Annotated in this window: 11 protein-coding genes and 1 pseudogene; 11 read left to right on the forward strand and 1 reads right to left on the reverse strand. The window is 61.9% G+C overall.

Annotated elements, in window-relative coordinates; genetic code table 11:
- Positions 1 to 72: 72 nt before the first annotated feature.
- The 4 genes from ACNA0I_RS04310 (at position 73) to gluQRS (ending at position 4699) form a co-directional block, all read left to right on the forward strand.
- Positions 73 to 1035, forward strand: a complete 963-nt coding sequence (locus ACNA0I_RS04310) for a TAXI family TRAP transporter solute-binding subunit (RefSeq protein WP_415804802.1) — start codon at positions 73 to 75, stop codon at positions 1033 to 1035.
- A gap of 78 nt (positions 1036 to 1113) precedes the next feature.
- Positions 1114 to 3147 (forward strand): TRAP transporter permease, encoded by a 2034-nt coding sequence (locus ACNA0I_RS04315; RefSeq protein ID WP_415804803.1) that lies wholly within the window; start codon positions 1114 to 1116, stop codon positions 3145 to 3147.
- 208 nt (positions 3148 to 3355) lie between these two features.
- Positions 3356 to 3814 carry a Smg family protein gene (locus tag ACNA0I_RS04320; RefSeq protein WP_094824010.1) on the forward strand — a complete coding sequence of 153 codons (459 nt, stop codon included), beginning with the start codon at positions 3356 to 3358 and terminating at the stop codon, positions 3812 to 3814.
- Between the two features lie 3 nt (positions 3815 to 3817).
- Positions 3818 to 4699, forward strand: coding sequence for a tRNA glutamyl-Q(34) synthetase GluQRS (gene gluQRS / locus ACNA0I_RS04325; RefSeq protein ID WP_415804804.1), 882 nt, complete (start codon positions 3818 to 3820; stop codon positions 4697 to 4699).
- Here the strand turns inward: gluQRS and ACNA0I_RS04330 are convergent.
- Entirely contained in the window at positions 4687 to 7518 is a 2832-nt protein-coding gene (locus ACNA0I_RS04330) for a GDYXXLXY domain-containing protein (protein WP_415804805.1), read from the reverse strand. The genes gluQRS and ACNA0I_RS04330 overlap by 13 nt on opposite strands.
- 62 nt (positions 7519 to 7580) lie before the next feature.
- Between ACNA0I_RS04330 and ACNA0I_RS04335 the strand changes: the two genes are divergently transcribed.
- The 7 genes and pseudogenes from ACNA0I_RS04335 (at position 7581) to ACNA0I_RS04365 (ending at position 15494) form a co-directional block, all read left to right on the forward strand.
- Positions 7581 to 10190, forward strand: coding sequence for a DNA topoisomerase III (locus ACNA0I_RS04335; RefSeq protein ID WP_415804806.1), 2610 nt, complete (start codon positions 7581 to 7583; stop codon positions 10188 to 10190).
- A gap of 200 nt (positions 10191 to 10390) precedes the next feature.
- Positions 10391 to 11458 (forward strand): ABC transporter substrate-binding protein, encoded by a 1068-nt coding sequence (locus ACNA0I_RS04340; RefSeq protein ID WP_415804807.1) that lies wholly within the window; start codon positions 10391 to 10393, stop codon positions 11456 to 11458.
- Positions 11459 to 11558: 100 nt separating this feature from the next.
- On the forward strand, positions 11559 to 11965 hold a 407-nt coding region (locus tag ACNA0I_RS04345), incomplete at its 3' end, for an ATP-binding cassette domain-containing protein (protein ID WP_415804808.1).
- A gap of 11 nt (positions 11966 to 11976) precedes the next feature.
- Positions 11977 to 12329 (forward strand): annotated as a pseudogene (locus ACNA0I_RS04350) (ABC transporter ATP-binding protein); the annotation flags it as partial.
- A gap of 14 nt (positions 12330 to 12343) precedes the next feature.
- Positions 12344 to 13195: an ABC transporter permease gene (locus tag ACNA0I_RS04355; protein ID WP_415804809.1), complete on the forward strand. Its 852-nt coding sequence runs from the start codon at positions 12344 to 12346 to the stop codon at positions 13193 to 13195.
- A 13-nt stretch (positions 13196 to 13208) separates the two neighbouring features.
- The gene (locus ACNA0I_RS04360; RefSeq protein WP_415804810.1) at positions 13209 to 14000 is read left to right on the forward strand and encodes an SDR family oxidoreductase; all 792 of its coding nucleotides are present in this window, start codon (positions 13209 to 13211) and stop codon (positions 13998 to 14000) included.
- 57 nt (positions 14001 to 14057) lie between these two features.
- The gene (locus ACNA0I_RS04365) at positions 14058 to 15494 is read left to right on the forward strand and encodes an aldehyde dehydrogenase family protein (RefSeq protein WP_415804811.1); all 1437 of its coding nucleotides are present in this window, start codon (positions 14058 to 14060) and stop codon (positions 15492 to 15494) included.
- Positions 15495 to 15596: the final 102 nt, after the last annotated feature.

A 15596-nucleotide genomic window follows, 5' to 3' on the forward strand; every position in this document is an offset into this window, starting at 1 on the left:
CTATGCCTCCTGGAATCACCCCCGTGACAAAATCGCGTGGGGATCGAAAACACCCGCACCTGGAGAAGCTTCATGTCGTTGAAAAACTGGATCAAGACCCTGACTCTCGCGTTGGCCGTTGCCGGCAGTGTCGGGACTGTGCACGCACAGCAATTTTTCCGCATCGGTACCGGCGGCACTGCGGGAACCTACTATCCTGTCGGCGGCATGATCGCCAACGCGATTTCGCAACCCGGCAAGCTCATCGCGACGGCGGTTGCCTCGAATGGTTCAGTCGCCAACATCAACGGCATCCTGGGCGGCTCGCTCGAAGCCGGCTTCACGCAATCCGACGTCGCTTATTGGGCCTATACCGGCACAGGGACGTTCGACGGCAAACCCAAGGCCGAAAATCTGCGCTTGATCGCTACCCTCTATCCCGAAAGCATCCACCTCGTGGCACGCAAGGGCTCCGGCATCAAGTCCGTCGCCGATCTGCGCGGCAAGCGTGTCTCGATGGACGAGCCCGGCTCGGGCACCTTGGTAGACGTTCGCCTGATTCTCGGGGCGTACGGGATGACCGACAAGGACATCAAAGCCGAATACCTGAAGCCGAACCAAGCCGGCGACAAGATCCGTGACGGAGGCCTGGACGCATTCTTCTTTGTAGGTGGCGCACCCGCCGGTGCGATCGCGGAACTGGCTTCCAGCGGCGCAGGCATCGAGCTCGTCCCTCTGGTCGGCCCCGAGATCGACAAACTGCGCAGCGAACAAGAGTTCTTCACGCCCGACACCATCGCCGCCGGCATGTACCAAGGCGTGGGCGAGATCAAGACCATCTCCGTCAATGCGCAAATGGTGACGTCCGCCAAACTGTCCGACGAGACCATCTACGACATCACCAAAGCCCTCTACAGCGCGGAAACCCGTAAAGTGCTCGACAACGGTCACGCCAAAGGCAAATTGATCACCAAGGAAAACGCCGTCAAAGGCGCTGGCATCCCGTTCCATCCGGGCGCCGAAAAATTCTACAAAGAAGCCGGCCTGCTGAAGTAAGCCGTATCGCTTGCAGTATCTCTCTCAGCGCGCCGGAACGCACCCCGGCGCGCTGCGTTTCTTTTGACAGGCCTGGCGATGGAAATCGATCACGATAAAACCCAGCAACTCGCGGAAAAATTCGATTCCGAAATCCGCTTCCGGCCACTGGCCAAAACCGCCACCGCGATCGTGTCGGTCCTGCTCGTATCGCTGTCGATATTTCACTATTACACGGCAGGATTTGGCCTGTTGCGCGAGGCCACGCACCGCGGTGTGCACCTGGCCTTTGTGCTGAGCCTGATTTTCCTCGTGTTCGGTTTCAGCAAATCGCATTATCAGCGCGAGCCCCGTTCGACGCTGCTATCGCCGGGCGGCGTGCCGTTGTACGACTGGATCATCGCCATCGTGCTGGCCCTCAGCGTGCTGTACATCCCGTACATCTTCGAAGACCTGGCGTTCCGCGTCGGCAACCCGCTGCCGATGGATGTATTCATGGGTTCCGTCTTGATCATCGGCCTGCTGGAGGGCACGCGCCGCGCCATGGGCTGGCCCTTGCCCATCATCGCGCTGGTGTTTCTCGCCTACGCTGCATTCGGACCCTGGTTTCCCGGCCTGCTCAAGCACGCTGGCAATACCTGGCCGCAGATCGTCAACCACATGTACCTGACCAGCCAGGGCATTTATGGTGTCGCCGTAGGCGTGGTCGCCACCTACGTCTTTCACTTTGTGCTGTTCGGTGTGCTGGCCAGCCGTATCGGCCTGGGGCAATTATTTCTGGACGTCGCCTCGGCCATCGCGGGCCGTTATGCCGGAGGTCCTGCCAAAGTTTCCGTCTTTGGCTCGGCCATGTTCGGCATGCTGTCGGGCTCATCGGTCGCCAATGCCGTCACCGTAGGATCGCTCACCATCCCGGCCATGATCCGTATCGGCTATCCGCGCCACTTCGCTGCGGGCGTCGAAGCCGCGTCCAGCACCGGCGGACAGATCACGCCACCCATCATGGGAGCCGCGGCTTTCCTGATGATCGAATTTCTGGACATCCCGTATCAACAGATCATCATGGCCGGTATCTGTCCGGCCTTTCTGTATTTCTTTGGCATGTTCATGCAGGTGCACTTCGAGGCAAAGCGTGAGGGATTGCGCGGCTTGCGGGAGGACGAAATGCCCAATCTGCGCGACTCGTTCAAGCGCCGTTGGCCGACCCTGCTGCCTCTCATTGCCCTGATCTCGGTATTGGCCAGCGGCCGCACCCCTTATCTGGCCGCGTTCGCCGGCATCACAGGATGCATCCTGGTAGGCCTGCTCAACCCGCTCCAACGCCTGAAATGGCGCGACCTGTACGACTCCTTCGAAACCGGCGCCAAATACGCGTTGGCAGTCGGTGCAGCCGCAGGCACAGTGGGACTGGTCATCGGTGTCGTCACCCTGACGGGCGTGGGCTTCAAGGTGTCGTACATCGTGATCTCGGCAGCCCAGTTCATCTCGGGCGGTCTGCATTCCGTCATTCCGGAATTCCTGGCGTCGGCACAAACCCTGACCCTGATGGCCGCCCTCGTCATGACCGGCATCGTGTGCGTGCTGATGGGTTGCGGTGTGCCCACCACCGCCAACTACCTCATCATGGTCGCCATCGCCGCGCCCATCCTGGTGCAACTAGGCGTTCAGCCGATTGCCGCGCACTTCTTCGTGTTCTATTTCGGCATCCTGGCAGACATCACCCCGCCTGTCGCACTCGCCGCCTATGCCGCAGCGGGCATGGCGGGCAGCGATCCATTGCGAACAAGCGTCACCGCCTTCAGGTTGGGCATTACCAAATTGATCGTGCCCTTTGTGTTCGTCTTTTCCCCGTCGCTGCTGATCTCGGTGCAAGGCTTCACGTGGTTTGCCTTCCTGGAAACGCTGATAGGCTGCATGATCGGCCTGGTATTGTTGTCGGCCGCCTTTTCGCGCTACATGCTGGTCAGCATGAAATCGTGGGAACGTTGGTTATGCATTATCGGCGCGCTGCTGACCATCATTCCGGGCTTTACCAGCGGCATTGTGGGCCTGGCTATCTGCATCCCGGTATTCATCCGCCAACTGGCGCAGCTAAAGGCCGAAAGAACCGACAAGGTACTACCGGTGACGTGACCCTCCCATAGTGCAAAGTGCCACGACCCGCGTCGGCGTCTCAAAAACCCCGCGGCCGGCGCACCCTTTTTCCCCCACCGTGGCAATAAAAAAACGCCCTGAACCCCTCAAGTTGCCCCCAATGACAATTCAGCGTACATTTAAATTCACGTTTGCTGGTTTGCCGATATGCGGGCCGACTGGGCAAACAGGCACTACTTTGCGCCATATGTTCGATATCCTCGTTTATTTGTTCGAAAACTACTACACGCCGCAAGCCTGTCCCGCGGCTGACATCCTGGCCAAACGCCTCGCTGCGGCCGGCTTCGAGCACGACGACATAGACGACGCCCTGGGTTGGCTATATGGTCTGGCGGAAACCACCGAACGCTGCGTCGATCTGGCCCAGGTGCCCAGCACCGGCACGCGCATCTACGCTGACTCCGAATACCGGCAACTGGGGTCCGAGTCCATCGGCTTCATCGCCTTTCTCGAATCAGCCGGCGTCCTGCCCGCCCCCTTGCGCGAAATCGTCATCGACCGTGCACTGGCCGCCCCCGAAACCCCGGTACCACTGGCCAAGATCAAAATCATCGCGCTGATGGTGCTCTGGAGCCAGGAAGCCGACATCGACAACCTGGTCCTGGAAGAGCTGCTCGACGACGACGGTGCACGCCGGCTCCACTGAGCCGTGCGCTACGTCGGCCGCTTTGCCCCCAGCCCCAGCGGGCCTCTGCACCTGGGCTCGCTAGTCGCAGCCTTGGCCAGCTGGCTGGACGCGCGCGCCCAGACTGGGCGCTGGCTGCTGCGCATCGAAGACGTCGACACGCCTCGCACCGTCCCCGGCGCCGCGCAGACCATCATGAGCCAGCTGCGCGCCATGGGCCTGCATTGGGATGGGGATATCCTGTGGCAATCTCAACGCAACAACACTTATCAACAGGCTTTTGACGCGCTGGCAGCGCGTGGACTGGTCTACGGTTGCGGTTGCACCCGCCGGGAAATCGCGGACTCCGCGTTGCGCGGGACCTTGCCGGCGCTAGACGGGGAACGCCCCTATCCCGGAACCTGCCGTCATGGCCTGCCGCCAGGCCGCCAAGCGCGTGCCTGGCGGCTCCGTGTACCCGAAGGCACCGAAACCTTTATCGACCGCTGGCTGGGCCCTCAGCAGCAAAATGTCGCACTGGCAGTGGGCGATTTCGTTCTGCGCCGAGCGGATGGCCTGTGGGCATATCAATTGGCCGTCGTCGTGGACGACGCCGAGCAAGGCATCACCGATATCGTGCGAGGCGCCGATCTGCTCAGTTCCACGGCCCGTCAACGCATCCTGGCCCGCCTGTTGGGTGCCGTACCTCCGCGTGTCATGCATGTGCCGTTGATCACCGACCCCGACAGCGGCCTCAAATTGTCCAAACAGAATGGCGCCGCGCCGCTGGATACGGCGCAGCCTTTGGCGATGCTGACGCAGGCTTGGCAGGCGCTGGGCTTTGCCCCCATCGCCGCAAGCACACCGGAAATGTTTCTCGCCCAAGCGATCCCGCAATGGGCCCGACGCTTTCCCTACAGCGGCTGACGATCCTCGCCCAGCATGCGCACCAACAATCCCGTCCCATCGTCGCCCACCCGTATTTCACCGTAACGCGCCCGCGCATAGCGATCGGCCTGGCCTTCCGGAAAGAAATACGCGTTCGTGACAATCCGCACGTCGCGATCGCGGATGCGATAGCGCAATGCAATTTCGTTACCCGCAACCGGTTGTGCATCGGCTTGCGTCCGAACCCGTTGCGCCACGCCATCGCCGTCCGGCACTAACACCACATAACCATCGGTAGGCCGCTTGGCGACCCCATCGGGATCGAAACTGGGCCGCAACTGATCACCTACCGCAAAATTCAGCGCCATGTAGTCGCCCTGCATCAACGAACGCGGATCGACTGGCGCCAACTGAAGAACGACGACTCGCCCCTGAGTGAGCAGGGTCTCTCGTTGCCAGATCGTGTGGTTAACCACCGCCAGCACCAGGATCAGCCCGCCCAACACCACCGCTGTACGCCAGCGCAATGCCGATGTCACAGGGGCAGGGAGGGTCACCTCAGGCAATTCGATCGTCTTCATCCAGCGGGGCACCAGATACACCAGCGCACGCAGGACGAATAACAGCAACGCAGCGCCGCCTAGCCAGAATGCCTTATCGAGCAGCGGGATTTCCAATTGGTAGTAGTACACCAACAGATACACCAGCAAGCTCAGACCGCCCACCATCGTCAAGCGCGGTTCACGCAACCCGAAGCCCAGCAACATCCAGGCCAGTGCGAACGCCACACCCGGACTGGGCAGCCAAAATAGCGCCAACGCCAACAGCCCCAGCGGCACACCCCACACCACACCCGAAGTCAACACGCGGCGACGCGGCCACAGCACCGCCCACGCGCACGCCACCGGCAGCAGTACCCCCAGAACCATGATCAGCGCCACAAACGCGTCTGCACGCCACAAGGCGGGCCATCGCATCAATGACACGCCGCCCGCCAGCCACACCATGGTCTGCACTGCCAATGCGAAAGCCCAAGCCAACGGTTTCAAGGCCTCGAACCTGGCATGCACCGGTGCGTCGAAAGCAACGGGATCCCCACCGGGCACGACGTCGCCAACGGATGCTTCGCCTTTGCTATCAACCGGTCCTGGCAGCGTGCCCGGCTGCCCGCGAAACAGGCCCAGCGCAGGGGCGTAGCTCAGGAAAAACGCAATCGCCGCCGTCCAGGCGCCAGCCACTGCCACGGGCAGCCACACCCTCGTCGCGCCAATGGCCTCGTAGTCCAGCCATTCCCACATCCCGTCAGCCTGCATAAACCCGGGCACCAGATACTGCACGATCAATCCCGCCAGCGCCATGGCCATCATGCCCGCGCTCAAGAAGCGCAACAGCGTCTCGGCACCCAACGCATACACCACAACCCCCAGCACTAGAACATAGAACCACGTGCCGGAATCAAAATAGGAAGACGAGTCAGGATAGAGCAGGCCGAAAAACACCAACAGCTGGCCCGCAAATCCCACCGCGGTCAGACACTGCCGCCAGAACAGCCCCGCCGGAACACGCAACCCGCCCACGGCCAGCGCACACAGCACCACCCCGGCAATCTTCGCGCCCGTACCGGAGTCAATCAACTCCGAGGCCACCACAAACAACAGCAGCAACAGCGTCGCCAGCCATGCGCTCAAGGCCAACAGTCCTTGCACATACCAGGGAGGATTCGCCTGATGGGGCATGCCGGCCGGCTGCACCCGCGCACTGGTTGCGCGAGCGTCATCTGCCAGCACTCTCGCATCATGCCCGGCGGCCTCGAGCTGTGATGCCCTGGCCGTCTGCCCGGTATCGCCCGCCGATACGCCGTGCGAATGACTTGCCGTGGTCGCCGCCTGCCCTTGTAACACAGCATCGTCAACCGCAGCCCCCGACGGCGGCCACACGGGTGCCGGCCGTGCTGCCAGACGGCGCAACCATCCAGCCGCCATCACGGCCTCGCCTATCAGCAGGGCCGCCAGGGGCAATGCCGCCCAGAAATCGTTGGCGATCTCCACCAGCAGCTCACCGACGACCCGTAGCGACATCCCGATAACACCCGCTGCCAGCAGGGCCAGAATGACCAGGTCACGGCGCACATGTTGGTAGTAGTAGCCGAGCCCCAGCGTCGTCAGGATCCAGAGCAGCCCCGCGCTGGACCCCAGCCCATACAACGGCGCGTAATCAAAAAACATCGCGATCCCGAGCAGGCTGAGAATCCATGCCACGAGCACCCTGGGTCCCAGTACCGTACTGGCGCGCCAGCGCCAACTGGCGGCCTCCCAGCCGGCCAGGAACAGCAGATTCACGACCGCCACTGCCACCATCTGCTGAGCAGGCGCCAGAATCCACAGAAACATGCTGCCCTCTTGCACGTAGAGCACCATGGCAATATTGACGACCACCAGCCACAGCAGCCATACCGCCTGACTCATGGCCACCAGCGCCCAGGGCAGCAGCAGCATTCCCCACCAGGCGAAAAGCTCCCAGGTATCGGCCCCCGTTTGATACGTCTGCCCCAGCAAGGCCAACAGCGCACCCAGCAGCAGCCCGGCAAGCGCCAGCAGGGCATCGGGCCCGTACCGGCGGGCGCCGTCAGCCGCACGCAGCCGCCAGCCGAGCCAGGCGGCCGCCACCACGCAGACTGCCAACAGGACCTGCGCCCCCGCGAAACGCTGGGTTTTTGACAGCGCCTCCCAATTGGCCGCCACCCCGCAAATTACCGCACTCCCGAGCAGCCAAATGCCCAGCCACAGGGTGCCGCGAGACAAAAATTGACGCCAAGCGTGCAATTCCGATCCCACCTTAATTTCCGGCTTGACTTGCATGCGGCGAATCTCCCCTCGTATTATCCGCGCTACACCGGCGGGTCTACCGCCAATGGATACCCATGAGCAAAACGCTGATTATTGCCGAGAAACCCTCGGTCGCCCTTGATATCTCCCGCGCCCTCGGAGGCTTCGCGCGCGAGGGTGACTATTTTGAAAGCGAACGTTACGTACTGGCTTCCAGTATCGGACATTTGCTGGGCTTGGTCGCACCCAATGATCCCGTCAAGGGAAAATGGAGCTTCACGCACCTGCCCGTCATTCCGCCTGAATTCGAACTCGGCCCTGCCGACAAGAAATCGGCCGAACGCCTCAAACTGCTGGTCAAGCTGGCCAAGCGCAAAGACGTGGACAGCCTCATCAACGCCTGCGACGCCGGACGTGAGGGCGAACTCATCTTTCGCTACATCATCCAGTACGCGGGGGTCAAAAAGCCCATTAAACGGCTCTGGCTGCAGTCCATGACCCAGGCTGCCATCCGCGAGGCCTTTTCGAACCTGCGCGATGACGCCCAGCTCAAGCCACTGGAGGCTGCCGCGCGCTCGCGCGCCGAGGCTGACTGGCTGGTGGGCATCAACGGCACCCGCGCCATGACGGCCTTCAACAGCAAGGACGGCGGCTTCTTCAAAACCCCCGTGGGCCGTGTGCAGACCCCCACGCTGGCCATCGTGGCCGAGCGCGAGGAACGCATCCGCAGTTTCGTGCCGCGCGACTACTGGGAAGTCCACGCCACCTTTGTCGCCGCTGCCGGGCTCTACCAGGGCCGCTGGATCGATCCGGATTTCAAGAAAGACGAACGCGATCCCGAAAAACGCGAATCGCGCCTCTGGTCACAGGCCGCCGCCCAGAGCGTCGTAGCGGCTTGCCGCGAACAGCCTGGCACCGTCACCGAGGAATCCAAGCCCTCGACCCAGATGTCGCCAGCCCTGTACGACCTGACGTCGTTGCAGCGTGAGGCCAACGGCCGTTTCGGTTTCTCTGCCAAGACCACCCTGGCGCTGGCCCAGACGCTGTACGAACGCCACAAGGCCTTGACCTACCCGCGTACCGATTCGCGCTATCTGCCCGAAGACTACCTGGGCACCGTGCGCGACACCATGCAGGCGCTGGCCAAGGGCGGCTCCAACGCCGTGGGACAGCTGTCGCGCCACGCCGACACCGTGGTCACGCAAAACTGGATCAAACCCAACCGCCGTATCTTCGACAACAAAAAGGTGTCGGATCACTTTGCCATCATCCCCACACTGCAGATCCCGCACGATCTCAGCGAGGCCGAAGGCAAACTGTACGATCTGGTGCTCAAGCGTTTCCTGGCGGTGTTTTTCCCCGCGGCCGAATACCGTGTCACCACCCGTATCACCGAAGTCCAGGGCCATCGCTTCAAGACCGATGGCAAGGTACTGGTCGCGCCGGGCTGGCTGGCTGTCTATGGCAAAGAAGCCCAGGGTGAAGACGCCAACCTGGTCCCTGTCGCCGACAACGAAACCGTCCGCACCGAAGACGTCGAGGCAATCGGTCTGTCGACTAAACCGCCGGCCCGCTACAACGAAGCCACGCTGCTGTCCGCCATGGAAGGCGCCGGCAAACTCGTGGACGACGAAGAGCTGCGCGAAGCCATGTCCGAGCGCGGCCTGGGCACGCCGGCCACGCGGGCAGGCATCATCGAAGGCCTGTTGGGCGAAAGCTACCTGCGCCGCGAGGGCCGCGACCTGGTGCCCACCGCCAAGGCCCGCCAGTTGATGACGTTGCTGTCCGGACTGGACGTCACAGAATTGACCTCGCCCGAACTCACCGGCGAATGGGAACACAAGCTCAAACAGATCGAGCAGGGCGGATTGGGCCGCGAGGCCTTCATGCGCGAGATCGCGCAGATGACCCAAATCATCGTCAAGCGTGCCAAAGAGTACGAGCGCGATACGGTGCCTGGCGACTATGCCACCCTGAAAACCCCGTGCCCGAAATGCGGCAGCGTCGTCAAGGAAAACTACCGCCGTTACGCTTGCACTCAGTGCGAATTCTCGATCGGCAAGCATCCCGGCGGCCGCACCTTTGAGTTACCCGAGGTCGAAGAACTGCTCGCCAAACGCGAGATCGGCCCCTTGCAGGGTTTCATCAGCAAAATGGGCCGGCCCTTTGCCGCCATCCTGCGTATCAGCGACGAATACAAACTCGAATTCGACTTTGGCCAAAAAGACGAAGAAGACAGCGAGGCCGTCGACTTCTCAGGCCATACGCCGGTCGGCAACTGCCCCAAATGCAATTCGCGCGTGTTCGAGCATGGCCTGAGCTATGTGTGCGAGAAATCGGTCGGTCCCGACAAGACCTGCGATTTCCGTTCGGGCAAAATCATCTTGCAGCAAGAGATCTCACGGGATCAAATGCACAAGCTGCTGACCGACGGCCGCACCGATTTGCTCGAGGGCTTTGTCTCCAGCCGCACGAACCGCAAATTCAAGGCGTTCCTGGTGCGCCAACCCGACGGCAAAACCGGCTTTGAATTCGAGCCCCGCGCAGCCAAACCCGGCCGCGCGCCGGCAAAAACGGCGAGCAAAACGGCCGGCAAGACAGCGACCAAAACCGCCACGAAAGCCGCCGCAAAGAAAGCTGCACCCAAAAAAGCGGCAGCAAAAAAGGCCACGGCAAAGAAAGCGGTAAAGAAAACCGCTAGCTGATCGCCAGCCTATGGCCCGGGAGCGATTGACGCACTTCAGTCAGCGTCGTTCGCCGCCGGCCATTTTTACGGCGCACGAGTTATCCACACCCGGATGGCCCGTACGCCGGCAGACAAAGACCGTGGTCCGCCACGGTCTTTGCACATTTGCAGTATCGTTGTCCTCAAACAGCCGTGTCACTACAACATTTCAGGACGACAATGCAGCGCTATCCCTTGAAATCGGGTTCTTACACCCGCCGCCATTTTCTTGCCTGCTCCGCCGCGCTTGCGGGAACGAGCCTGCTCGGCACCCCGGCGTTGAGCCGGGCTGCGCTCGGCAAGGCCGCGTTTGGCCTGGGCAGCATTGATCCTTTCTTCGCCGCCGCTTACGTCGCCTTCAAGAAGGGCTATTTTGGCGAGGGCGGCCTGGATGTCGAATACCTGAACTCGCAAAGCGGTCCCCGGACCATGCAAATGCTGGCGGCAGGGCAGATCCTCTTTGGCGCCACGGCCGCGACCGCCGCCCCGGCATTGACACTGGCCGGCAAGCCCGCCAGCCTGATCTTTGGCTTTGACCGCAAACTCACCTACGCCAATGTCATCGTACGGCGCGAGGATTTCGACAGCGGCAAAATCAAGACCCTGAAAGACCTGGCGGGCAAGCGCGTTGGCGCAACACAACCGCAATCCAGCACCTGGCTCATGGCCGTTTATCTGATGCAGCAGGCCGGCATCGCCGACCAGGTCGACATTCGGCCCCTGGGGGACCTGGCCACCATGCTGGGCGCGCTGAAAACCGGCTCGATATCGGCCAGCATGGCGACCATGTCCATGATGGAACAGGCGCAAGCCGAAGGGTGGGGCGTACCGATTTTCGACGCCACCACCGAAGCCTCATGGAATGCCTTCATGGGGGGCGACGTCCCGGGTATCGCTGCCCTGACCCTGCAAGACACCATTCAAAAGCGCCCTGAAGTCGTACAAGCCTTTGTGACGGCGCTGGTCAAGGCGCAGGACTTCATCACCGCCAACAGCGCACAGGCCGTGACTGACGCGATCTACGACGATTACCTTCATGCCTTTCCCCGTCCGGCTATCGAAAAAACCCTGGGCATCTACAAGGAAACCGTCTTCCTGAAAGACAACCTCATCACCGAGGACGCCTACAACCGGATGGCCGGCATCATGGGCGACGGACGTCAATTCTCGAACGAAGAAATGAAAAAAGTCCCCTACGCCAGCTGCGTGGACATGTCCTTTGTACGGCAAGCCCGGAAAGCATCGTAAGTTCCATGAGGCCCCCGGATATTCAACGCATGTATGAGGACCTCGTCGGCGATATGCCGCTTTTCAGCACCCTGCACGGCGATGTCCTCGGGAGCCGCGGATGATAGAACTCATAAACGTCGGTAAAGCCTACCAGGCACGCGGCGGCACGGTGCATGCCGTAGGCAACGTCTCGCTGTCCATTGCCGAAGGCGAATTTGTTTCCATTGTCGGACCCTCCGGTTGCGGCAAGAGCACATTGCTGAACATGATGGCGGGCTTCCTGCCGCCCACGACCGGCACCATCCGCGTAGCGGGGGCGCCCGTCAATGGCCAAGTACCGCCAGCGCTGGGCTACATCTTTCAGAAAGACACGTTGCTGCCTTGGTACAACGTGCGCAAAAACGTCGCGTTGGGCCTGAAATTTTTGGGCGTGCCTGCGGCCGAGATCGATCGCCGTGTCGCCGGGCTGCTCGAACTGGGCCACCTCAGCGCTTTCGCTCAGGCCTATCCTCACCAGTTGTCGGGNGGCATGCGCNGCCGCGTCGCGCTCTTGATGAGCCTGGCCGTCGAGCCCCGTATCCTGTTGCTCGACGAGCCCTTCGGCGCCTTGGATACGCATACCAAAACACACTTGCATCGCGAACTCATCGAGATCTGGCGCAAGCTCGGCCAAACCGTCGTCATGGTCACCCATGATCTCGACGAAGCCATCACACTCTCGGATCGGGTCATCGTGCTGTCGGGACCGCCGAGCCACGTCCTGCTCGATGAACGCATTCAGATTCCGCATCCGCGCGATGTTTTTGTGTTGCGTGAAACCCCGCAGTTCGTCTCCCACGTGCAAAGCCTCTGGAGCGTGCTGGGCGAGCAATTCCGTACGGCTGCCTGACCGCTCTGATATCCATGACTGCTTCCGACGTTTCCACCCTGCAAGACCAACTGCGCGAAGACCGGCGAGCTCAGGTACACCGCCGGCTGCGCATTACCGCGTGGCAAATCCTGATCCTGGCCATCATCATCGGCGGCTGGGAAATCCTGACCCGTATCCCCTGGTTCGCCCAGAACACCATCTTTGACCCGTTTTTCATCAGTCAGCCCTCGCGCATCGCCGTGCGATTGTGGGAATGGCTGCAACCGGGGCCCCGGTCCGTCTGGCCGCACTTGTGGCTGACCCTGCAGGCCACCCTGGTAGGCCTCGTCGTCGGTGTGGGCAGCGGATTCCTCGTCGGCATGGTGCTCAGCCGCAGCCGCATGCTGGCGGATGTGTTCAACCCGTTTATCGTGGCATTCAACTCGATGCCGCGCATTGCCTTTGTTCCCCTGATCACCATGTTTTTCGGATTGGGCCTGGCGTCCAAAGTCGTGACATCGTGGTTCGTGGTGTTCTTTCTGGTGTTCTTCAACACCTACAAAGGGGGGCGCAGCGTCGAACGCGAACTCGTCGATTTCTGCCGCACGCTGGGCGGTTCGCCGCGCCAGATCCTGTGGCGCGTCCGCGTTCCCACCGCCGCCGCCTGGACCTTTGCCGCGCTGCCCAACGCCATCAGCTTTGCGCTCATCGGCGTCGTACTGGCCGAATTCGTCGGATCCACCACGGGCATGGGCTATCTGATGGTCACCGCCTTGGCCACGCTGAACGCGACCGACATGTTTGCCGCAGTCACCTTGCTTTCCCTCGTCGGTATTGCGTTAGTCTATGCTGTGACGTGGATTGAGCGCAGACTGTTGCATTGGGCGCCCGAGTTCCGCGATTGATTGATATCCAGCCATGAATACCCCGACTGCCTCCCAAGCTTATCTACAACGCTTTTCCCTGGCCGGCCACGTCGCCCTGATCACGGGATCCGCGCGTGGCCTGGGCCTGTGCATGGCACGCGCCATGGCCGGTAGCGGTGCGCATGTCCTCATCAATGGCCGTAGCGCCGACGCCACCGAGGCCGCAGCGCATACGCTGCGCGAGCAAGGCCTGGCCGCATCGGCGCTGCCGTTTGATGTGTCTGACGACGCAGCCGTCGCCCGCGCATTCGAGCGCATCGACCGTGAACATGGACGCCTGGACATCCTGGTCAACAACGTCGGCGCCCGTAACCGCAAAACGCTGCAAGCCATTACCGCAGCGGAAATCCGCGCATTGATCGATACCGATCTGGTCGCTGGCATGGTGCTGGCCAAACTCGCCGCCGAACGCATGGTGCGCCAAGGTTCAGGCCGCCTCATCACCATCACATCGGTGGCGGGCGAATTGGCACGTCCCGGAGACGCCGTCTATCCTGCGGCCAAGCAAGGGCTGACCGGCATGATGCGCGCGCTGGCTGTCGAATTCGGTCCGATGGGCATCACCAGCAACGCCATCGCGCCCGGAACCTTCGCCACCGAAACCAATGCCGCCATGGTGGCGGACCCCACGATCAGCGAGCGTATCTGCGCCCGCAACCCGACCGGACGTTGGGGCCAACCCGAAGAAATCGCCGGCGCTGCCGTATTCCTGGCATCGCCTGCCGCCTCGTACATCAACGGCCAGGTGCTGGCGGTGGACGGGGGTTTATCCATTTTGTTTTAGCTGCCCGGCACCCACCCGCCGGCATTTTCTGCAACGACACACTAGAGGTTCTCAGGCATGAAGCAGCATTTCATTGATAACCGTTCCGTACCCGGTCTCTCGGGCGAAACCATTCCCGTCATCGATCCCTCTACGGGACAGGAATACGACGCCATCCCGCGCGGCAATGCGGCCGACATCGACGTCGCCGTGCGCGCGGCGCGCAAGGCCTACGACGAAGGCGCCTGGGGCAAACTCACCGCGGCCGAACGCGGCCGGCTGATGCTGAAACTGTCGCTGAAGATCCTCGACCACATCGACGAACTGACCGAGATCGAATCGCGCGATTGCGGCAAGCCCACCAAACAAGCCCGCGCCGACGTCACTGCCGTGGCGCGCTATTTCGAGTACTACGGCGGTGCGGCAGACAAGCTGCACGGTGAAACCTTGCCCTATCAAAACGGCTATACCGTACTGACGCTGCGCGAACCGCATGGCGTGACTGGCCACGTGGTGCCATGGAACTACCCGCTGCAGATTTTCGGCCGCAGCGTGGGCGGTGCGCTGGCAGCGGGCAATGCCTGCGTCGTCAAGCCCGCTGAAGACGCGTGCCTGTCGCTGCTGCGCCTGGCTGAGCTGGCAGCCGACGTGGGCTTTCCGCCGGGTGCGATCAATATCGTCACGGGCTATGGTCATGAGGCAGGCGATGCGTTGACGCGTCACCCAGGCATTGACCACATCTCGTTCACGGGCTCGCCTCGCATCGGCGTGCTGGTCACCCAGGTCGCTGCGGAACGCCATGTGCCGGTGACGCTGGAGCTGGGCGGCAAGTCACCGCAGATCGTGTTCGGCGACGCGGATATCGACGCATTGATTCCGGTGGCTGTGAATGCCATCGTGCAGAACTCGGGGCAAACCTGCTCGGCAGGCAGCCGTCTGCTGATTGAACGCAGTGCCTACGATCGTGTGCTCGAGCGCTTGTCCCAGGCATTTTCGGCGCTGCGTACCGGGCCCGCGACGATGGACTTGGATTGCGGTCCGTTGATTCGCAAAACGCAGCAGGAACGCGTGCAGGGCTTTCTCAAGGCTGCTGCGCAGGACGGCATCGCTACCGCTGCGCAGGGCAAAGTTGCCGATGGTGCGCCCGCTGAAGGCTACTACCAGGCTCCGACGCTGCTGCGCGATGTGCCGGTCGATCATCGTCTGGCACAGGAGGAAGTCTTCGGTCCGGTATTGGCCGCCATGCCGTTCGATGACGAGGCCGATGCAGTGCGTATTGCCAACGCCACGGAATACGGTCTGGCCGCCAGTATCTGGACTCGCGATGGTGCGCGCCAGCTACGTATCGCTCGCAAGGTGCGCAGTGGGCAGGTCTTTATCAACAACTACGGGGCGGGGGGCGGGATCGAACTGCCGTTCGGTGGTGTCAAAGCCAGCGGGCATGGGCGTGAGAAGGGCTTTGAGGCGCTTTACGGGTTTACGGTGTTGAAGACGATTTCTATCAAGCACGATTGATAGGTGGTGGTGTCAGTGCGGGTCAACGCATCGTACTGAGTTCTTTAGGCGCCGGCGTCCGTCGCGTATAGGCGCTGCCGGCCCTATCGCCCAGTCTGGCCG

The sequence above is a fragment of the Bordetella muralis genome (assembly GCF_965139205.1).
Lineage (GTDB): Bacteria > Pseudomonadota > Gammaproteobacteria > Burkholderiales > Burkholderiaceae_B > Bordetella_A > Bordetella_A muralis.